Origin of the sequence: Paenarthrobacter aurescens (assembly GCF_025421775.1) — a bacterium.
Lineage (GTDB): Bacteria > Actinomycetota > Actinomycetes > Actinomycetales > Micrococcaceae > Arthrobacter > Arthrobacter aurescens_B.
In genome coordinates, this window is the sequence record NZ_JAOEFX010000004.1 from 83,160 (window position 1) to 104,167 (window position 21,008).

At 63.5% G+C, this 21,008-nt stretch carries 16 protein-coding genes; 12 read left to right on the forward strand and 4 right to left on the reverse strand.

The features are described from left to right. Positions 1-5: 5 nt before the first annotated feature. On the forward strand, positions 6-1,451 hold the full coding sequence (locus N7568_RS09440) for a phytoene desaturase family protein (protein ID WP_261609581.1): 1,446 nt from the start codon (positions 6-8) through the stop codon (positions 1,449-1,451). Between the two features lie 15 nt (positions 1,452-1,466). Here N7568_RS09440 and N7568_RS09445 read toward each other — a convergent pair whose 3' ends face one another. Continuing rightward, a complete protein-coding gene (locus N7568_RS09445) occupies positions 1,467-2,072 on the reverse strand; it encodes an NAD(P)-dependent oxidoreductase (RefSeq protein WP_261609582.1) in 606 nt (201 codons plus the stop codon). 95 nt (positions 2,073-2,167) lie between these two features. Between N7568_RS09445 and N7568_RS09450 the strand changes: the two genes are divergently transcribed. Further along, positions 2,168-2,566 (forward strand): winged helix-turn-helix transcriptional regulator, encoded by a 399-nt coding sequence (locus N7568_RS09450; protein WP_261609583.1) that lies wholly within the window; start codon positions 2,168-2,170, stop codon positions 2,564-2,566. 48 nt (positions 2,567-2,614) lie between these two features. Here the strand turns inward: N7568_RS09450 and N7568_RS09455 are convergent, their stop codons facing one another. Beyond that, the gene (locus tag N7568_RS09455) at positions 2,615-3,316 is read right to left on the reverse strand and encodes an ABC transporter ATP-binding protein (RefSeq protein ID WP_261609584.1); all 702 of its coding nucleotides are present in this window, start codon (positions 3,314-3,316) and stop codon (positions 2,615-2,617) included. Between the two features lie 24 nt (positions 3,317-3,340). Next, positions 3,341-4,420 carry an ABC transporter permease gene (locus N7568_RS09460; RefSeq protein ID WP_261609585.1) on the reverse strand — a complete coding sequence of 360 codons (1,080 nt, stop codon included), beginning with the start codon at positions 4,418-4,420 and terminating at the stop codon, positions 3,341-3,343. A 195-nt stretch (positions 4,421-4,615) separates the two neighbouring features. Between N7568_RS09460 and N7568_RS09465 the strand changes: the two genes are divergently transcribed. The 8 genes from N7568_RS09465 (at position 4,616) to N7568_RS09500 (ending at position 17,699) form a co-directional block, all read left to right on the forward strand. Then, complete coding sequence (locus tag N7568_RS09465; RefSeq protein ID WP_261609586.1) at positions 4,616-5,899, forward strand: sensor histidine kinase; 1,284 nt, start codon at positions 4,616-4,618, stop codon at positions 5,897-5,899. Next, on the forward strand, positions 5,896-6,552 hold the full coding sequence (locus tag N7568_RS09470) for a response regulator (RefSeq protein WP_261609587.1): 657 nt from the start codon (positions 5,896-5,898) through the stop codon (positions 6,550-6,552). Before N7568_RS09465 ends, N7568_RS09470 begins: the two co-directional genes overlap by 4 nt. Before the next feature lie 140 nt (positions 6,553-6,692). Further along, positions 6,693-10,541 (forward strand): NPCBM/NEW2 domain-containing protein, encoded by a 3,849-nt coding sequence (locus tag N7568_RS09475; RefSeq protein WP_261609588.1) that lies wholly within the window; start codon positions 6,693-6,695, stop codon positions 10,539-10,541. Between the two features lie 105 nt (positions 10,542-10,646). Further along, entirely contained in the window at positions 10,647-12,635 is a 1,989-nt protein-coding gene (locus tag N7568_RS09480) for a penicillin-binding transpeptidase domain-containing protein (RefSeq protein ID WP_261609589.1), read from the forward strand. 14 nt (positions 12,636-12,649) lie between these two features. After that, a complete protein-coding gene (locus N7568_RS09485; protein ID WP_261609590.1) occupies positions 12,650-13,906 on the forward strand; it encodes an FAD-dependent oxidoreductase in 1,257 nt (418 codons plus the stop codon). Positions 13,907-13,990: 84 nt separating this feature from the next. After that, entirely contained in the window at positions 13,991-15,673 is a 1,683-nt protein-coding gene (locus N7568_RS09490; protein ID WP_089597051.1) for an ABC-F family ATP-binding cassette domain-containing protein, read from the forward strand. 74 nt (positions 15,674-15,747) lie between these two features. Further along, on the forward strand, positions 15,748-16,515 hold the full coding sequence (locus tag N7568_RS09495) for a DeoR/GlpR family DNA-binding transcription regulator (protein WP_261609591.1): 768 nt from the start codon (positions 15,748-15,750) through the stop codon (positions 16,513-16,515). Beyond that, positions 16,512-17,699 carry an MFS transporter gene (locus N7568_RS09500; protein ID WP_261609592.1) on the forward strand — a complete coding sequence of 396 codons (1,188 nt, stop codon included), beginning with the start codon at positions 16,512-16,514 and terminating at the stop codon, positions 17,697-17,699. Before N7568_RS09495 ends, N7568_RS09500 begins: the two co-directional genes overlap by 4 nt. Here the strand turns inward: N7568_RS09500 and N7568_RS09505 are convergent. Next, on the reverse strand, positions 17,644-18,348 hold the full coding sequence (locus N7568_RS09505; protein WP_261609593.1) for a phosphatase PAP2 family protein: 705 nt from the start codon (positions 18,346-18,348) through the stop codon (positions 17,644-17,646). The genes N7568_RS09500 and N7568_RS09505 overlap by 56 nt on opposite strands. Positions 18,349-18,403: 55 nt before the next feature. Here N7568_RS09505 and N7568_RS09510 point away from each other — a divergent pair, with 55 nt between their 5' ends. Beyond that, complete coding sequence (locus tag N7568_RS09510; protein ID WP_261609594.1) at positions 18,404-19,906, forward strand: bifunctional phosphatase PAP2/diacylglycerol kinase family protein; 1,503 nt, start codon at positions 18,404-18,406, stop codon at positions 19,904-19,906. A 155-nt stretch (positions 19,907-20,061) separates the two neighbouring features. After that, positions 20,062-21,006, forward strand: coding sequence for an ABC transporter ATP-binding protein (locus N7568_RS09515; protein WP_261609595.1), 945 nt, complete (start codon positions 20,062-20,064; stop codon positions 21,004-21,006). Positions 21,007-21,008: the final 2 nt, after the last annotated feature.

Sequence of the window (21,008 nt, forward strand, 5' to 3'; positions counted from 1 at the left end):
CAGCGATGGCTGATGTCGCCGTCGTCGGAGCCGGTCCCAACGGCCTGGCCGCTGCAGTGGTCATGGCCCGTGCAGGCCTGGACGTCCAGTTGTACGAGGCCGCAGACGCGATCGGTGGCGGTTCGCGTACCAGTGAGCTGATCGAACCCGGCTATCTCTACGACGTATGCTCCGCAGTGCATCCTATGGCGCTGGCTTCACCGTTCTTCCGCGCCTTTGAGCTTTCGCAGCGCATCGATCTGCGGGTACCCGAAGTCCAGCACGGCACTCCCCTGGACTCAGGCGGGGCAGCCTTGGCATACCAGTCGCTGGAGCGGACGGTGCTTGGGTTGGGTGTGGACGGTCCGGCTTATCGTCGGCTCCTGGGGCCGTTGTTGGAACGGGTGGACGGCGTGGTGGACTTTACCTCCAACCAGCTGTTGCGTGTTCCGAAAGACCCTCTGGCCGCAGTCCTGTTCGGACTTGCCACGCTGGATCAGGGGACGCCGATCTGGAATCGCCGCTTCCAGGAAGAAGCTGCCCCGGCGCTGCTGACTGGCGTGATGTCACACGCCCTCGGTTCGCAGCCATCCCTCAGTTCAACCGGGGCAGGTCTGATGCTCAGCGTCCTGGCGCATGCGCGCGGTTGGGCGATACCTGTTGGTGGTTCGATGTCCATCGCCACTGCAATGGCAGATGACCTGATCGCCCATGGCGGATCCATTCGCGTAGGTGAGCGCGTCGATTCGCTGGATCAGGTGCGGCCGGCGAAAGCCATCCTGCTGGATGTTGCTCCGCCGACCCTTGCCAATCTTGGCGGAAGAGAGGTACCTGACCGCTACCGGCGTGCGCTTGAAGCATTCCGATTCGGGAATGCGGCGTGCAAGGTGGACTTTATCCTGTCCGCTCCGGTCCCATGGTTGAACCCGGGATTGGCGAAAGCAGGAACCGTCCATGTGGGTGGTTCGAGGCTTGCCATGGCCGAGTCCGAGAATCTTGTGGACATGGGCAAGCACCCTACGGAGCCCTACGTCCTGGTTTCCCAACCGTCGGTGGTGGACCCAACACGGGCCCCGGAAGGCCGACACGTCCTCTGGTCCTACTGCCACGTGCCTGCCAACTCCACTGTGGACATGGCTGAGGCCGTCACTGCCCGTATTGAGCGGTACGCGCCGGGCTTCCGCGACGTTGTGGTTGCGTCAAAAACCACGACGGCGGCTCAACTGTCTGCCTATAACGAGAACTACGTTGGGGGCGACTTCAGTGCGGGCCTCCTGGACTTGCGGGGCTTGGTGCAGCGGCCCGTAGTGTCCAACAATCCATGGCGAACGCCGATGCCTGGCGTCTATCTGTGTTCGTCGTCCACGCCGCCTGGACCGGGTGTGACAGGAATGCCCGGATACCACGCAGCAAAGCATGCCCTTAAGGACATATTCAAGATGCGGGTACCCGGGCTGGGCCTGGGGCTTTAGCCGGCCGTTTCGGGGCTAGTTAGCTGCCGTGAAACGCGCACGGCGGTAAGCCGGGCTTTCAATTTCGTCCAGCATGGCTACGGCGTAGTCCTGCGAAGAAATGCTGTTGCCTGCGGGTGAATCCTTGGCCACGGTGTATTCGCCGGTGCGCTCACCCGGCTGGATGACAGGCGCCGGAGCCAGGACAGTCCAGTCGATCGTGTCCGGGGTCTGCTTTACGGCTTCCAACGCCTTGGCAGCGGTGGTGGCCTCGGCCTTGTACGCCTCCGGGAAATCGGGGGAATCGAGCAGGCGAACTCCATCGATTTCCAAGCTTCCGGCGCCGCCGACGATCATGAGGCGCGTTCCTTCGGCGTTGCTGTAGGCAGTGGCCATGGCCTCCAGCCATTCTCCGTGGTCGCCGCCGGTGCGGCTGGGGCCCGTAGCCAGCACAACGACGTCGTGGTCCTTTGCGATGGAGGCGAAGGCCTGGCCGTCAGCCAGATCCGCGGCCTGAGCCTTGGCCCCGGGTACCTCTGCGCCCTTGCGGGAGATGGCTGTGACTTGGTGGCCGCGGGTGATGGATTCTTTGACGATCTGGCTGCCGACCATGCCCGTTGCGCCGTAGACTGCGATTTTCATTGCTCTCCTTGGGGTTGGTATCCTTGCAATAAGACAACGGTATCCAATGGATACTGATAGCTTCAAAGAAACCTAGTTACCTCAGGGATACTGACATGGACAGCAAGGACCTCCCCGCCAACATCCTCGACCCCAATTGCCCTTCGCGCGTGATCTTCCAGCGCATCGGTGACAAATGGGCGTCGTTGGTGATCCAAGTGCTTGGCGACGGGCCGGTGCGCTTCTCTGAACTGCGCAAAATGGTCAGCGTTGTCACTCCCAAGGTGCTGACGCAAACTCTGCGAGCCCTGGAGCGTGATGGTCTGATCACCCGGACCGTTCACGCCCAGGTGCCGCCGCGGGTGGACTACCAACTGACCGCCATGGGGGAATCCCTGTTGCAGCCGCTGTCCATGCTCCGGGAATGGGCGGAGAGCCACGTCCCCACCATCCTGGACGCCCGCGACGCCTACGATGACGCCCAGGACGAAGCCCTCCTCGGCTCATCCACCTGAGTAGCAGCGAACGCCCTTATGGTGGCTCAACAGGGCGTGTGCTGTTAGCTAGTTGGGTTGGGCGGACGGGACTGCCGCGCGGCTGATCCGTCCGTCCCTCATGGTCGCAACGGCGTCCGTGAGCGGGAGGAACTCGGTGTCGTGGGTGACCATGACGGTGGCCGTGGTGAACTCGTCCGTGACCTGCCGCAGGAGACGAACGATCGACTCGCTGCGTTCGTGATCGAGCGCCGCTGTGGGCTCGTCTACGAGCAATACCAAAGGATTGCCCATGAGTGCCCGGGCGATGTTCACCCTCTGACGCTGGCCGCCGGACAGTTGATGTGGTCGCTTGTGGGCAGCGCCGGACAGGCCGACGACGTCCAGAAGCTCCTCCGCCGTGCGGCGTGCCTGCTTCAGCGCATGACCCCGGAGATGTTCACGCACCAGCAACTGTTCGACGGCGGTCAGCGAAGGAAGCAGGTTGGGTTGCTGGAAGATGATGCCCACCTTGTCCCGGCGCAATGCTGTGCGCTGGGCGTCCTTGAGCGCGGAAACGTCCTGTCCATCGATGACGACCAGCCCGGCGGTGGGTGTCACGAGAGTAGCGGCGACGGCGAGCAGCGAGGACTTGCCGGATCCTGACGGACCTACCAAGGAGAGAAATTCACCCCTGCGAACGCTGAGGTTGACGGCGTCCAGTGCTTTGAGGGTGGAGCCTCCATCGGGGTATTCGAGGGAGACGTTGACGAGGTTCAATGCTGTAGTCACGATGTATGCCTTTCGTGGAATGTTCTAGTTGCCGCCGAGGGCAAGCAATGGATCGACCTTGGTGACTTTGCGGACTGCGAGAACGGCACCGCCCAAGCCAAGGATGACGATTCCGGCAATGGGTACCAGCGTGGTCAAGGGAGTGATGAGGAACGGCGCGGCCTGCGCTGCGAACACTCCGCCGGCAAGTCCCAACGAGCCGCCCACGGCTGCTCCTGCCAGCAATACCAAGGTTGCCTGCGCCAACGCATCCCGCAACACGTAGCCTGAGGACGCGCCCAGCGCCTTGAGTACGGCGATATCGCGGGTACGTTGCACGGTCCAGACGGTCAGGAAGGCCACAATCACCAATGCGGAGATCCCATAGAGAAATGCCTGCATCAGCATGAGTGATCCGTTCTCACTCTTGTATGAGGCCAACGCCTGGAAGGACCCAACGGGGTCCGCGCTCACTGTGCCAGCCGTCGCATTGGCGGCATCGATGTCCACGGAGGTTCCGGCGTCGTGCGTTACCGCCAGGACTGTGGCAGTGCCTGGCGCCGCGTGGGCGATGGACCTCCAGGTTTCCAGCGTCGTCCAGACCACGCCAGTGTGTGAGTACCACTGGTCCTCAACAACCGCTGAGACGGTCAGGTCTTTCCCGCCAACCCGGACCCGGCTTCCGGTCTGCAGCGACAAGTCCTTTGCCAGGGTTTCACCGATCACAACCGTTCCGTCCTCCACAGCTGAGGGAGCCACAGAGCCGCCGAAAACTGCGACGTTCGCCGTTCCGCTCGGTGTGCCGCCATCACCCAGTGACTGGAACCGCGTCTGGCTGATTCCCAGTGCCTGCGCCGACGTAACTCCCGGCTGTTCCTGCCATGCCTGGAGCTGCTGGCTGGAGACTTCCGACTCCGTATATGAGGCCTTGGGCTCACCCCCGGCAGGAGCGCCGAAGACGATCTGCTGAGCGGGCAGGTCCGCAATAGCTGAGGTCGACTGGTTGCCCAAGCCAGCTGTGAGCCCGGAAAGCATGACGAGCAGCAAGGTGATCAGGGCGACCACGCTGCCCATGAGTGCGAAGCGGCCCTTGGCGAAACGGATGTCGCGGATGGCGAGAAACATCGGATTCCTTCGGTTCGGTGCGGGCTTGGTCCCGGCACAATCAACTCTTCCGGCGATGCCTCGCGGAGACATCGGGAACCGGATGGATTCGCTGACGCCAAGGGGTTGAAAGGGCGATCATCCAAATGGTTGATTCGGGTTTCAGGACACGGAATCCTCCCCGGTTCGCACATCGCCGGGGATACGCTGGGAGGCATGCAGTCCCCCACCGGCGCCGCCACCATCCTTCGCGTGCTCCGCGTCTGCCTGCACGTGGGTTTCGCGGTGTTGCTGCTGGTGGCCGTTGTTCGTTTGCTGACGGGTGTAGGAGTTGCCGGGGCGCCGCCAACACCCGTGGCCATGGCAGCGGGTCTGGGACTCTCGGCCCTGCTGGCGGTGGTGTACCTCGCCGGAACCATCCTGGAAAAACGGCACTCAAGCGATCCCTCGCGGTTCAACCCGACAAACTATGCGCTCTGGTGGTTAGGCGCTGTGATGATCCTGTGGCTGCTGCTCCTTTTGGTCAGCGGTGACTTCGCCTGGGTAGCCTTTCCCTTGTTCTTCCTGCAACTCCACCTTCTCCCCCGGCGGCTGGCACTCCCGGCGATTGCTCTAAGCACCATCCTGCTGATCGGTGCATTGTGGTTCCATAGCCGGGGGTCGGTTGACGGTGGCCTGCAGCTGGCGATGGTTCTGGGGCCGGTGTTCGGGGCTGGCTTCGCCGTGGTCACCGGGCTGGCGTACCGTGCGTTGTTCCTGGAAGCCGAAAACCAGCGCACTGTTGCCGACGACCTTCGCCGTACGCGCGCTGAACTTGCGCAAACCCAGCACGACGCCGGCATGCTTGCTGAGCGTGAACGGCTGGCCCGTGAAATCCACGACACCTTGGCGCAAGGCTTTTCCAGCATCGTCCTCATGGGCAGGTCTGCGGAGAAGGCCTTGGACGACGGCGACTCCGAAGCAGCCCGGGATCGGTTGCGAACGGTGCAGGAAACGGCATCGGCCAATCTTGCCGAAGCCCGGAGCTTTGTTCGCGGGCTGCGTTCACCGGCACTTGAGCAGTCCGGGCTGGTGGACACCCTGCGCCGGCTCTGCGACAAGACGGAGACTGAGGCCGCTGCCCGGGGTACGGCGTTGCGCTGCCGCTTCGAGCTGGTGGGTACGCCCGTGGAGCTGCCCAACACCTACCAGACCACGCTGCTCCGGGCCGCCCAGGCTTCCCTCGCGAACGTGTGGGCACACGCCCACGCACGTGCCGCCGTCGTGACTCTGTCCTTTCTGGGCGCTGAGGTGACATTGGACGTTTTCGACGACGGCAAAGGTTTCGAGCCGTCGACGGCGGCCGGTACAGCGCGTGGCGACGGCACCGGCGTCGGGCTTCAGAGTTTGCGCGAGAGACTGGCCGCGCTGAACGGCAGACTGGAGATTGAGTCGGCGCCTGGCGAAGGGACTGTGGTGGCCGTTCGGGTGCCGCTCCCGGTAGACGAAGGTGTTTCATGAGTGACATCCGCATCCTCCTGGTGGACGACCACCCCGTGGTCAGGGCTGGCCTCCGCGCCATGCTGGCGGATTTCCCGGGCGTGACGGTGGTTGCGGAGGCATCCGACGGTGATGCTGCCCTGGTGGAACTCAGCAAGCTCAACACCCTCGGAGAGCCTGTGGACCTGGTGCTCATGGACCTGCAGATGGGCAGCGGCATGGATGGCGTGACGGCCACGGAGAAGATCAAGGCCGGGGAGGCCGGGAATCCCCCGCCTCCCGTGCTGATTCTGACGACTTACGACACCGACGCCGACATCCTCGCCGCGGTGGAAGCCGGCGCCAGCGGTTACATGCTGAAGGATGCCCCACCGGAGCAGATCCGGCAGGCCGTCCTGTCCGCAGCCGCCGGGCAGACCGCGCTGGCCCCGGAGGTTGCGGCGCGGCTCATGGGGCGGATCCGGAACCCATCGCCGGCGCTGAGCGGCAGGGAAGTCCAATTGCTGGAACTGCTGGCGACCGGCATGAGCAACAGGGCCATGGCCAAGCAACTCTTCATTTCCGAGGCCACAGTGAAGACACATTTGGTGCACATCTACTCCAAGCTTGGGGTGGATAACCGCACGGCTGCCATCGCCGTTGCCACGCAGCGCAGGATCATCCGCGGGCACTGAGCCCCGCCGCCCTGCCGCGCGCTATTTGGGCGAGCAATTTTGGTGAAACGGTTGACCTTTGGGCTTTTTGCGGTGACGATTAGTGCACGTTTCGCTATGAGTTAGATCACAAACAGTCACTCGTCGAAAGTTGGCCCCACATGTCCGCACCCTCCTTGGGCTTATCCGGCGCTGCCCCCAACAGCTCCGGACGCGCTAATAAAGGTTCGTTAGCCAGAAAGGCCGCGTCACTTGGCCTGGCCTCATTGCTCCTCGCCGGAGCCATCCCTGCGCTCACGTTTGCCGCGGCCGCCAATGCCGCGCCCGGTGATCCCGCGGCGATAAAAACCGTCACTCCTGAAGTACCTGTCGATGCCGCCGGAGTACCTGTGGGCGCGGTGACAGGATTTACCCAGTCCGGCAACGTCGTCGACCTTTCCACAGAGAAGGGCGCCATTCGGGTGAGCTTCCTGGACGACGGCAACTTCCGCCTCGAAGCGGACCCCAGCGGAAAGTTCTCGGACCCCGCCAACACGGACCAAGGTGACCCGGCCAGGACAGCCAACATCGTGGTGGGCAAGGACAAGTTCCCGGGCGTCACGCCTACCGTCACCGACGGCAACTGGCTGATCCTGAAGACCGCCAAGATCAGTGTCGAAATCAACGAGGCCACCACCCAACTCCGCATTGTCAGGGCTGACGGTTCACTGGTCCTGGAGGAATCCTCGCCCATCACCTTCGGCGCCAACTCCGCCACCCAGCACCTCGCGCAACAGGACGGCGAGCAGTTCATCGGCGGCGGCATGCAGAACGGCCGCTCCGTGCACACCGGCGCCCTGATCAACATCGCCAAGAACTTCGACTGGGACGACGACGGCTACCCCAACGCCGTGCCGTACTACATGTCCTCCCAGGGCTACGGCGTCCTTCGCGACACGTTTGCCCGAGGCTCCTACAACTTCGGCGGCCAGCCCACCACCACGCATGAGGAAAAGCGCTTCGACGCCTACTACTTCGTGGGCGACTACAAGCAGTCATTGGGTGCCTACACCACGCTGACCGGCAAACCGATGATGCCCCCGGTTTACGCCCTGGAATACGGCGATGCGGACTGCTACAACCGATCCAATCCCGGCTACTCCTCCTCCGGCTACGGTGATCCCGACGGTGCCAAGCAGCGCACTCCGGACGCCATCAAGACCGCGCGGAAGTTCGTTGAGAACGACATGCCGGCCGGCTGGATGCTGGTCAACGACGGCTACGGCTGCGAGTATCAGCAGCTCCCGGAAACCGTGAGCAACATCGAGGAAGAAACCGACCTCAAAGTTGGCCTGTGGACCCAGCGCTCCCTGACCAACCAGGAATACGAAGTAGGCGAGGCCGGGGTCCGGCTCCGCAAGCTCGACGTCGCCTGGGTGGGCCAGGGCTACCGCCAAGCGCTCACCGGGTGCGAAGCTGCGCACGGCGGGATCGAGCAATACTCCAACGCCCGCGGCACCTCGCTGATGGTGGAAGGCTGGGCAGGCTCCCAGCGATGCGGCATGCAGTGGACGGGTGACCATTCAGGAAACCTCGACGCCGTCCGCTGGCAGGTCTCGGCCCTCACCGGCGCCGGCAACTCGGGTCTGGCCTTCACCACGGGTGACGTTGACGGCATCTTTGGCGGCTCTGCGGAGTCGTATGTCCGTGACCTTCAGTGGAAGGCCTTCGCGCCGGCGCTCTACTCCATGTCCGGCTGGGCTGCGACGGATAAGCGTCCGTGGCTCTACGGCGATGAAGCCACGGCCATCAACCGCCAATACCTGCAGCTCCGCCAGCAGCTCATGCCCTTCATCTACTCGTTGGCGCAGGAATCCTCCACCACGGGCGTATCGATGATGCGCTCCATGGCCCTCGAGTTCCCTGACCAGCAGTGGTCCTACGGTGCCGAGGCCAACAACCAGTTCATGCTCGGCTCCGACTTCCTGGTGGCTCCGGTCTTTACCCAGACCGATGTCCGCAACGGCATATTTCTTCCGGCAGGCCAGCAGTGGGTGGATTACTGGACAGGCAAGCTCTACCAGGGTGGCCAGATCCTCAACGGCTACAACGCGCCGCTGGATAGGCTCCCGGTCTTCGTTCGTGCCGGAGCGGTGATCCCGCAAGGCATCGTGGCCCGCAACGCTTCCTTGGTTCCCGAAGATTCCATGATCACTTTGGATGTCTACGCCAAGGGCAAGGACACGTTCACCCTGTACGAAGACGACAAGGTCACCCGCGAATTCAAGGACGGGAAATCCTCCAGCCAGGTCTTCACCGTGGATGCTCCCGGTACGGGCAACAGCAGCGTCAAGGTATCCATCGGTGAGCGGAAGGGCGAATACACCGGTAAGGCCGCGGCCCGCCCCTACGAGCTCAAGGTTCACGCGGGCGCAGCACCCAAGGATGTGAAGATCGGCGGCACCAAGCTTGCCCACCACTCCACCCAGGCCGCCTACGCTGCAGCAACCACGGGCTGGTACTTCGATGAGGCCAACAACGGGACCATCTGGGTGAAGACGGGCTCCATCGCTTCCAACCAGTCCGCCACGGTTCAGCTCCAGCAAGCAGGTCCGCTGGGTGGCAAGAGCCAGGAAGACACGGCGGCCGAAGTCCGAGTGACCACTGGCCAGCAGGTCTTCCAGGACCAGGAAACCACCGTCACCGCGGCCTTCGTGAACACCGGAACCAAAGCCAAGACCAATGTAGTCCTGACGCCGGTTCTCCCTGAGGGGTGGACTGTGGTCTCATCCTCCGGCGCAACTGCAGCCAAGGTCGAAGGTGGCGCGACAACCACGGCAACGTTCGTCATCAAACCCGGCTCCAGCGCCAAGGCGGGTCAACAGACCGTGCGGGTTTCGGCGTCGTACGCTGCTTCCGGCTCCGCCCAGTCGGTGACCGGCGGCAACCAGATCTACGTCGCTTACGGTTCCTTGGCCGCCGCCTACAACACCGTTTCAGTCACCACGGTGGCCGGTAAAGCCCTTGGAAACTTCGACGGCGGAGGGGCCACCTTCGCTGCCGAGCAGCTGGCAGCGGCTACGGTTCCGGCGGGCGGTGTCCGGCCGGGCAGCACGGTAACGGTGGACGCCGGGAAGCCGACGCAGGTCGACTATACGTGGCCGGCAGTTGGACCGGACGTACCCAACTCCGTGGCACTGTCCGCCCAAACCATCGCCGTCAAGGGGAAGGGGACGCACTTGGCCGTCCTCGGTTCCGCTGCGGTTGGCAACGGCACCAGTCCGGAACTGACCCTGACATATGCCGATGGAAGCATAGAAAAGCAATCCATCTTCTTCCCCAACTGGCTGCAGCCGTCCGTGCTGAACGGGGCTGTGCTTGCAGTCTCAGAGCAGGGCCGCAACAACGCCAACGGTCCGTCACCGGAGTACACGCAGTACAAGTACCAGGCGTTCTCCAACACCGTCCGGCTCAACCCCACCAAGGAGCTGGCCTCGGTCACGCTGCCGACGGAGACGCGGGTGAAATTCTTCGACTGGAAGGTCACCTCGCAGCCGCTGCCGGACGTTCCCCGCGGTTCGGTGTACGCCTCCGAAACTCCATGGGTCCAGGCCCTGAACGGCTACGGCGTGATCGGCAAGAACGTGGCCAACAAGGACTCGGCGTCGTCCCCGGACAAGCCGCTGGCCATCAACTACACGGACCCCGCAACAGGCCAGCAGCCCGTCTTCACCAAGGGCCTTGGCGTCCACGCTGCCTCGAAGATTACGTATTACCTTGGCGGCAAGTGCTCCTCGTTCACCTCGCAGGTGGGCCTTGAGAGCGGTTTTGGCGGCAACATCATTTTCAAGGTCAACGCCGACGGCGTGAATAAGTACCAGTCACGCACGTACACGCCCGGGTTCGCTCCGGAATCGGTATCAGTGGACCTGACTGGTGTGGCTTACGTAGAGCTGGTGGTGGACCCGTCCGGCTCCGTCAACGGTGCGCATGGTGTTTGGGGTGATGCCAAGTTCACTTGCGCTCCGTAGCTTGATTCTCCAGGCAGCCGTCGCTTGCCGTCTCTTCCCGGGATGGCAAGCGGCGGCTGTCCGCTTCCCGGGCACAACAAGAAACTGTCAGGGGAACGGGGCATAATGTCGCAAATGGGGAAACTGAAAATGCAGCAGGGTTTTGTCCTTGGTCTCGTAGCTCTTGTCATGGCTGGTTCGCTGACCGCCTGTGATGACGGGCGTGCCGGTGCGGAGGGCGCTGCCAAGCAGCTTGCCTCGTCCCTGGCCGCGCTCGACGTCGGTTCGCTCGCCGTGGAGGGCAAGGACGCCGCCGCCGCCAACGAGCAACTCAAGGCGGTGTTCGAGGGACTCGACGCGAAGCCGTCAGTTTCCTCCGGCGACGTAAAGCTCGACGGTGATACCGCCACTTTCCCTCTTAACTACAGTTGGAATATCGGTTCGGCCAAGTGGGAGTACAGCTCCGAGGCCACCCTCAAGAAGTCGGGCGACAAGTGGGCGGTTCAATGGAACCCTGCCCTGCTTGCCCTCGAACTCTCAGACGGTGAGACCTTGTCGGTCAAGACCGTACCGGCCCAGCGGGGCCAGATCCTTGGAGCCGGGGACGCTCCAATTGTTGAGGACCGGCCGGTTTTCCGCGTTGGCATCGATAAGACCAAGGTTCCCGCTGAGCAGGCGGATAGCTCTGCCCGCTCCATGGCAGCGCTGCTCGGGTTGGACGCCGACGAGTACGCCAAGCAGGTTGCCGCATCCGGTCCCCAGGCTTTCGTGGAAGGTCTCGTCCTCCGCGCCTACACCGCTGACATCACCGAGGCCAAGATCAAGGCTGTTCCCGGTGGCGTGAGCATTCTGGATTCCATGGCACTGGCTCCGACCCGGACCTTTGCCCGAGCCCTGTTGGGCAGCGTAGGCCAAGCCAATGCGGAGCAGATCGAGAAGTCCAACGGCGCACTGCGTGCCGGCGACACCACGGGAACCGGCGGACTGCAGCAGAAATACGACTCCCTGCTGCGCGGCAAGGACGGCGCGGAAGTCGTGGCCACCCCTGCTGAAAAGACCGAGGGCGAAACCCCCGGTACCAAGGTGTTCTTCTCGTCGCTTCCCGCGCCCGGCACCACCCTCAAGACCACGCTGGACCTGAAGCTTCAGCAATTGGCCGAGGAAACATTGGCAGGAATCGAGCCGGCGTCCGCCATTGTGGCCCTCAGGCCCTCGACCGGCGCCGTGCTTGCCGCAGCGTCCGGACCGGGCAGCAACGGCTACAACACCGCACTTCTGGGCCAGTACGCTCCCGGTTCCACCTTCAAGATGGTTGATTCGCTGGCGATGTTCCGCAACGGTGCCACCCCGGATTCCAAGGTGGAGTGCCCCTCGACGCTGAACGTCGACGGCCGCACTTTCAAGAACGCCGAAGGCTACCCCGAAACCTCACTTGGCTCCGTCACACTGAGGGACGCGTTTGCGCATTCCTGCAACACCGCTTTCATCAACGCCCGCGAAACCGTCAGCCAGGACCAACTTGAGTCGGCTGCCCAGGCTCTGGGTGTGGCGGTGGAAGCACCCAAGCTGGGCGCGGATGCTTTCCTTGGCTCAGTCCCCGGTGAAGCTGAAGGAACCGAGCACGCCGCTTCCATGATCGGCCAGGGCAAAGTCCTGTTCTCGCCGCTCTCAGCTGCGGTCATGGCCGCTTCCGTAGCCAACGGCGCCCCGGTATCGCCGCAGCTCGTCCTGAACGCCGACGCAGCGCAGGACCCCAGTGGTGCTGCGACCCCCACGGAAAGCGTCTCCGCATCGCCGTCGTCCGCCTCCGCCACAGCAAGTGCTGCCCCCGCGTCCACCAAACCGATCACCAAGGAAGAGGCCGCTTCCCTGGCCGACATGATGCGCGCCGTGGTCACGTCCGGGCACGCTGGGTTCCTGGCCGAGGTGCCCGGCGCGCCCGTGGGAGCCAAGACGGGCACCGCAGAATTCGGCAACGACAACCCACCCAAGACCCACGCCTGGATCGTGGCGACCCACGGGGACCTGGCAGTCGCAGTTTTTGTTGAAGACGGCGGGCTGGGTGCCACCACCAGCGGGCCGTTGTTGAAGTCGTTCCTGACCGCGGCGGGCTGAACCGGAGGCTGATCATGGCAGCAGATACCCAGTGTGTGGTGGCAGGCGGAGGGCCGGCCGGAATCGTCCTGGGACTGCTGCTTGCCCGCGCCGGTGTGAAGGTGACTGTGCTGGAGAAGCACGCCGATTTCCTGCGCGATTTCAGGGGCGACACTGTGCACGCCTCGACGATCCGGCTCTTGGACGAGCTGGGGCTGGGTGAGGGTTTTCGTGCCCTTCCCCAGAGCAAACTGGGCAATTTCCGGCTACCCGCAGGATCCGGTGATTCCGTGGTCCTCGCGGATTTTGCTCGACTTAAGGCCCCCTACAACTACGTGGCCATGGTGCCGCAGTGGGACTTGCTGAACTTTCTGGTGGAGGCGGCCCGTCAGGAACCTACGTTCACGTTGTTGATGAACACTGAGGCCACGGACTTGCTGCGCGACGACTCAGGAGCTGTTGTTGGAGTGCTGTATCAAACCCGCGATCCGCTGACTCGTTCTGTTGTGGGAGGCGGAGAATTGCGGGCCCCCTTGACGGTGGCGTGCGATGGTCGCGGCTCCGTTCTCCGGTCGCGGGCCGGACTGGTTCCCCACGAATATCCAGTGCCCTTCGATACGTGGTGGTTCCGGATTCCACGCACCGCAGACGAGGACGATCCTGTGGCCTCCATCGCGCCACGCTTTGGGACCTCTGATGTGTTGTTGAGCCTGACCCGCAAGGATTACCACCAGATTGCGTACTTGGCCGCCAAAGGTTTGGACCCTCAGTTGAGGGCCGAAGGGGTGGACGCTTTTCGTGCCCGGGTCGCGAGGTTGCGCCCGGACCTCGCAGATCGTGTGAATACCATTGAATCCACGGACGATCTCCACCTCCTGGATGTGAAACTCAACCGCCTGTCCCGGTGGCACAAGCCAGGACTATTGCTTATTGGGGATGCTGCCCACGCGATGTCCCCTGCCGGGGGCGTGGGGATCAACCTTGCAGTTCAGGACGCGGTGGCGGCAGCGCGTGTGCTCGCGCCGCCTTTACTGAGTGAAAGGCTCGACGACGGCCACCTCGCCGCTGTTCAAAAGCGTCGATGGCTCCCCACCGTCATCGTCCAGACCTTCCAGCGGATCCTGCACCGGGTGGTGTTCGCGCAAGTCATGGCGGGCAAGCAGCCGAAGCCTCCCAAGCCTTTGGTCTTCGTGGCCAGGAACTTTCCTTCCTTCGGGAAGCTGCCGGCGCGAATGATTGCGTTCGGCCCGCGTCCGGAGCATGCTCCCGGATTTGCCCGCAGGAAACCCTAGCCGGCCATCCGCTCAAGTCCGCGTACCCGCGGCCGCCGAGTACCGCCGTCGAGCCCTGATACATGTCCGTGGGAGGATTGAAACGTGGCCCATATTGACGTTTCCGGCATCGACTACTTCCTCTCCGACGGCACCCAGCTGCTCAACGGGGTGACCTTCAAGGTCCCCGACGGCACCAAGACTGCGCTGATCGGACCGAACGGAACGGGCAAGACCACGCTGTTCAAGATCATCTCCGGCGACCTCACGCCCGACGAAGGTGTTGTGGGCCGATCAGGCAACATGGGAATCATGCGGCAGTTCGTGGGTCAGGTCCGTGACGAGTCAACCGTCCGCGACCTCCTCGTCTCCACTGCCCAGGCTGGCCTCGCGGCTGCTGCCAAGGCGGTTGAGGACGCAGAGCTGGCCATGATGGAGCACGACGACGAGCCCACCCAGATGAAGTACGCCCAGGCGATCGTGGACTGGGGCGATGCCGGTGGGTACGACGTCGAGACCGTCTGGGATGAAGTGTGCATGGCTGCGTTGGGGATTTCCTTCGACAAGGCGCAGTTCCGTCGCGCCTCGACGCTGTCCGGTGGCGAGCAGAAGCGCTTGGTGCTGGAAGCGCTCTTTGCCGGTCCGGATGAGCTGCTGCTCCTCGACGAACCGGACAACTACTTGGATGTCCCCGGCAAGCGCTGGCTGGAGGGCAAGCTCAACGAGTCCAAGAAGACGGTTCTGTTCATCAGCCACGACCGCGAGCTGCTCAACAACGCTGCCGGTCGAATCGTCACGCTCGAACCCGGCATCAACGGCGCCTCGGCGTGGATCCATGGCGGCGGTTTCGGATCCTACGTGGAGGCACGCGCGGACCGTAACGCCCGGTTCGAGGAACTCCGCAAGCGCTGGGACGAGGAGCACGTGAAGCTCAAAGAACTCGTCAACATGTACAAGAACAAGGCCGCGTTCCGCTCCGACATGGCCAACCGGTACCAAGCTGCGCAAACCCGTCTCGCAAAGTTCCTGGAAGCCGGGCCGCCTGAGGCCTTGCCGATCGAGCAGAACGTGAAGATGCGCCTCAAGGGTGGGCGAACGGCCAAGCGTGCCGTAGTAGCTGAGAAGCTTGAACTGACCGGACTCATGAAGCCGTTCTCCACGGAGATTTGGTTCGGTGACCGCGTGGGCGTGCTCGGCTCCAACGGTTCCGGCAAGAGCCACTTCCTGCGGCTCCTAGCCACCGGTGGTACCGATCCGGAGCGCGAGCACCTGCCGGTGTCCGACGTCGTTATCGCTGAAGTGCCGCACGAAGGAACCGTGAAGCTGGGCGCGCGCATCCGGCCAGGGTTCTTCGCGCAGACCCATGTCCGGCCTGATCTTCTGGGGCGCACATTGCTGGAGATCCTGCATCGCGGTGACGAGCACCGCTCCGGACTCGCCCGCGAGGCCGCAGCCGGCGCCCTGGATTCGTACGGCTTGGCTGGTCAGTCCGAACAGAAGTATGAGTCTTTGTCCGGTGGCCAACAGGCCCGCTTCCAGATCCTGCTGCTGCAGCTTTCCGGCGCCACCCTGTTGTTGCTGGACGAGCCGACCGACAACCTGGACCTGCACTCCGGTGAGGCATTGGAGCGTGCCATCGACTCTTTCGAAGGCACCGTCCTTGCGGTCACGCACGACCGTTGGTTCGCCAAGTCCTTTGACCGGTTCATGATCTTCGGGTCTGACGGCAAGGTCTACGAATCCGAGGAACCCGTTTGGGATGAGAAGCGCGTGGAGCGCGCCCGCTAAGCACGAAGCGAGCGTCTGGTGCGCAAATGATCACCGTACGTGATTAAGTACGCAGATCTTGCTACGGTTGAACCATGGGAACTGCTGACCGCCACCGGCTCATTGGCGAGCTGCTGCGCACACGCGAAGAAGCCACCGTGGACGAACTGGTCACCGCTACGGGGGCTTCGGGGGCCACCATTCGCCGGGACCTGGAGATCCTCGCTGCCAACGGCGTGCTGAAGAGAGTCCACGGAGGTGCTCGCAGCATGCTGGCCCGCGGAGAAAATCCGGGCTACGGGCAGCGCGAGCTCGAAGATCATCAGGCCAAGACCCGCATCGCCGCGGCTGTTGACGAACTCATCAGGGACCGCGAACACGTGTGGCTGGACAGCGGTTCAACCGCCACGGAGATCGCGCGCCGCCTCAGCAGGCGCGAACTCACTGTCATGCCCATGTCCCTTCACGGCGTGGAAGCGCTGACGGAAAACGCGTCCGGCCGCACACCGGATCTCATCCTCCCCGGTGGCAGGCTCGTCCAAGGCGAGCGATCATTCCGGGGACCCATGACGGAAGCCAACATCCGGTCGCTGAGGTTCGATACCGCCGTCGTGACCCCCTGTGCACTAAACCTCAAGGACGGCCTGCTTGCCCATGACCTCGACGATGCGGCGGTGAAACGCGCCGGCCTGGAATCGGCCGCACGGGTGATCGTGGCGTCTTCAGGCAGTAAGTGGAATGCCAGTGCGGTGGCGCTGGTTGCAGCCATGGATACCGTGGATGTCATCGTCACAGACTTGAAACCATCCCCCGAAGACCTCGCCCGGCTCACCAAACTCTCCGTGGAAGTTGTGATTGCATGACCACAAACACCAGAAGCTCCACCAACGTCAACGCCGCTGCGGTTGCGACGTTCCTGATCTTTGGCATGAACGGTTTGGTCTTCGCCAGTTGGGCGGCGCGCATCCCGGCCGTGACCGAGGCCCTCAGCCTGACGTCCGGCCAGATGGGTACGTTGCTGCTCTGCACCGCCGTCGGCTCGCTGCTGGCGTTGCCGTCGGCAGGTTGGGTAGTGGGCAAGATCGGCACAGCGAACACCGTTCGCGTGGCGGGCATTGTGGCGGGAGCCGCCGGGGCAGCTATTGCCTTCTCGTTGATGGCTGCCTCAGTTCCGGCTACGGCAATTGCCCTGTTCTTCTTTGGTATCGGCATTGGTTTGTGGGACGTTGCCCAGAATATCGAGGGCGCCGACGTTGAGCACCGGCTCAAGCGCACCATCATGCCGCAGTTCCACGCTGCCTTCTCCGGCGGAGCTTTCCTTGGTGCTCTGATTGGCGCTGGTCTTTCCCAACTTGGTGTGGGCCTCCCTGAGCACCTGCTGGTCATCGCAGCCATTGCCGTCGCCCTCGCGCTGACGGTCCCCAAGTTCTTCCTGCCGCACCAGGTTGAGGAAATTCACGACGGCGGCGTGCCGGCTGAGAAGGGCCCCTCGGCTTGGCGCGATGGCAGGACGCTGCTCATCGGGGTCGTGGTCCTGGGTGCCACCCTCACCGAAGGTGCGGGCAACGACTGGATCGCAAAGGCGGCCGTTGATGGTCTTGGCGCCTCCGAATCCACGGGCGCGTTGCTGTTCGCGCTCTTCGTCCTGGCGATGACGGTCATGCGGTTCCTCGGTGGCAAGGCGATCGACAAGTTTGGTCGCGTGGCTGTTCTCCGTGCGAGCATGGCCGCGGCAGCACTGGGCCTGGCGTTGTTCGTCTTCGCAGGCAATGTGATCCTGGCCGGCGTTGGTGCGGCACTGTGGGGCATCGGAGCCGCGTTGGCCTTCCCCATGGGCATGTCAGCTGCTGCGGACGATCCCAAGCATGCAGCGGCCCGGGTATCGGTCGTTTCCACTATCGGCTACATCGCGTTCCTGGCAGGTCCTCCCTTGCTGGGCTACCTCGGCGACCACACCGGAATCCACATGGCTCTGCTGGCTATCGGGGCACCTATTTTGCTGGCCCTGCTCCTTGCCGGCGTTGCGAAGCCTTTGCCGCCCAAATAGTCCTGCCGTCCGCTTCTGCATTCTCTTTGATGCATATATCCCGGAAGTGACACCACATCAAGAGGACTACGCCAGCAGCCAGGCACGCACCGCCGAGAACATCGCTGAGCCAGTGAGCTGACAGGTATGTGCGGCTGATCATCATGGCGATGACGCCGATGACGGCCAGGAAGCCCATCCACCAGCGTCCGATGAGAAACGCCAGCACCATGAGGAACGCCGTGGTCGCCGATACATGCCCAGAAGGGTATGAGCCGGTATCAGTGAGAACCTTGGCCCCCTCAGGTCGGTCGCGACCCACCACTGCCTTGGTCAGCTGAGTGAGCGCCAGGACGGAAACTCCCGAGGCTGCGGCGAAGACTGCAGCCATGGGGCGCCGCCACACCAAGAGTGCAATCGCAAGCACGACGTGGAAGACCAGCATCCCCACGTATCCGGCCCAGTTGAGCAATGAATTCACACTGTCCCAAAAAGGCGAGTGCAAGGTGAAGGAGTAAGCCTGCCAGGCGGTGTCAACGCCGTTGAAAGCCGGCTCGCCTTGCCCGGCAACGAGCATGGCGCCGGGCACCGCAAAAGCGCACAGCAGGAGCACTCCTGGTGTGACCAACTGCCAATCAGGCCGCTGGCGCGGAAGCAGGACGCGAATCATCCATTCATCGTATCCACGGCAGCAGGGATGTACTGCCAAGCGTTAGGGTGATGGGATGCGAGGCTTCGTGGGCAAGGGCCCCAAACGTGTTGCGAGATTTGACCACTTCCTGGTGCGGGCCGTTTCGCGGCAGCCCCAAGGCGATCACGACGCCTTCTTCCGCCGGCTCTCCTCTGCGGCAACCAAGGGAAAACTGTGGTTCGGCATCGCAGGGATCATGGCCTCGTTCCCCGGTAAACCGCGAAGGGCGGCCCTCCACGGGCTGCTGGCCCTGGGTGTCGCTTCGGGGGTTACCAACGTCATTTTAAAGAGGGCGCTCCCCCGGACCCGGCCCCTCCCTGAACACCTGCCGCTGTTCCGGTTCGTGAATCCACAACCGACCAGTTCCTCCATGCCCTCGGGTCATTCCGCATCCGCTGTGGCATTTGCGGTGGGGGCTGGGATCGTGTCGCCGCCGATTGGCGCTGTCCTTGCCCCGATTGCTGCGGGTGTGGCGTACTCCCGGGTGCATACAGGAGCTCATTGGCCATCGGACGTTGTGTTCGGTTCGGCGTTGGGAGCCGGAGCAGCGCTCCTGACGCGGAAATGGTGGCCAGCGAGGCCCGCTGAGCCAACACCCCGCCGCACGCCGGTGGAAGCACCCGCTATTCAGGGCGGCGAGGGGCTGAGCATCGCCGTCAACGTCATGGGAGGTTCCTACACTCCCGAAACAGGCGAACTACTGAAAGTTATATTCCCCAAGGCTCATATACGCGAGATCGCGGAGGGTGACGACGTAGCGCGAGAGATAGAGGCGGCGGCGACGCGGCCCGGAACCGTCGCGCTGGGTGTGTGGGGCGGCGACGGAACGGTGGGCACCGCGGCTGCGGCCGCCGTCGAGCATTCCCTGCCCCTGCTGGTACTGCCGGGCGGAACGCTCAACCACTTCGCACGTGACGTAGGCACCAGCTCGATCGACGACGCAATCGACGCTGTGACCAAGGGGCTTGCAGCATCCGTTGACCTGGGGCACGTCGTGGTCCAGCGCGGCCTGCCTGAGACTCCGGAGACCACCGAGCTGGCGATGCTGAACACCGCCAGCGTAGGGGTGTATCCCAATCTAGTCCGCAGGCGTGAGCGGCTCCAGCCGGCGCTCGGGAAACCCGTGGCAGGACTGGTTGCCTCCCTGCGCACCTTTGGCGTGAACTCGCCCACCACGCTCACCGTGGACGGAGTGAAACACAAACTTTGGATCCTTTACCTGGGGCGCGGCCGCTACTACCCGCGGGATCACGCCCCGCTTCGCAGGCCGGTGCTTGATGATGGTGTGTTCGATCTCCGCATGATCACGGCCGACGAGCCGTTCGCCCGGGCCCGCTTGTTGTGGGCTGTCGTGACAGGCACTGTGGCGGCGTCCAAGGTTACCCACCTGACCGAGGCCACCACCATCACCGTTGAGGCGATCGGGCAGCCCCTGGTCCTGGCGGTGGACGGCGAGCCGAAGCCCGGGGTGCGCAGCGCCACCTTCACCGTGAAACCGCGCAAACTTCGCGTGTACTCGCCGCTTCCAGCCGGCTGAGGCTGTTGGAGCCCGGGGGTCATCCGCGAGGACTACCCTGACTGAACCCTGAATCATCCCTGAGACCGGCGATTAACGTCCCCTCCATGAGTAGCGTGGTGAGTACATTCAAAACTCACCTGCACACTCATGTGCTCCGAGGAGGGAACGCTTCCATGATCGAAGCAAAAGGCCTGACCAAGGTCTACGGCGAGAAGACCGCCGTCGGCGGTGTCAGTTTCACTGTCCAAGCCGGACGGGTGACGGGCTTCCTGGGCCCGAACGGTGCCGGCAAGTCCACTACTATGCGCATGATCATGGGGCTGGATTCTCCCTCGGCGGGCTCTGTGACCGTGAACGGTGAACCGTTTGCCCAGCACAAGGCGCCGCTGCGTGAAATCGGTGCCCTCCTGGACGCCAAAGCCGTCCACACGAGTCGCACCGCCTACAACCACCTGCTGGCCATGGCCGCCACACACAGCATCCCCAAGAGCCGGGTCCGCGAAGTCATCGAGATGACCGGTCTGGGTGACGTGGCCAAGAAGAAGGTCAAGGGGTTCTCGCTCGGAATGGGTCAGCGCCTCGGCATTGCCGCCGCGCTGCTGGGCGATCCCCAGACCATCATTCTGGATGAGCCCGTCAACGGCCTCGATCCTGAAGGCGTGGTCTGGGTCCGCAACCTCGTCAAGTACCTGGCCTCCGAAGGCCGTACAGTCTTCCTGTCCAGCCACCTCATGAGTGAGATGGCGCTAACGGCAGACCACCTGATCGTGATTGGCCGCGGCAAGATCATCGCCGACGCACCCATCGCAGAAATCATCACGGGCAAGGGCCACGCACGGACCCGCGTCCGCACGGATCAGCCGGAACGCCTCATGCAGCTTCTCGCCGGAACAGGCGTTTCCGTGGAGGTCCACGAACGTGAGCTTCTTGAAGTTTCAGGCCTGGACCCCCGCGGCATTGCCCGGACCGCCCTTGAAAACCAGGTCATGGTCTACGAGCTGACTCCGCTTCAGGCAAGCCTGGAAGAGGCATACATGGAGCTGACCAAGGACGAGGTCGAATACCACTCGCACATCACCACCGGGGCCTCGGTTCCCGCTCAGGCCGGAGGGAAATAGAC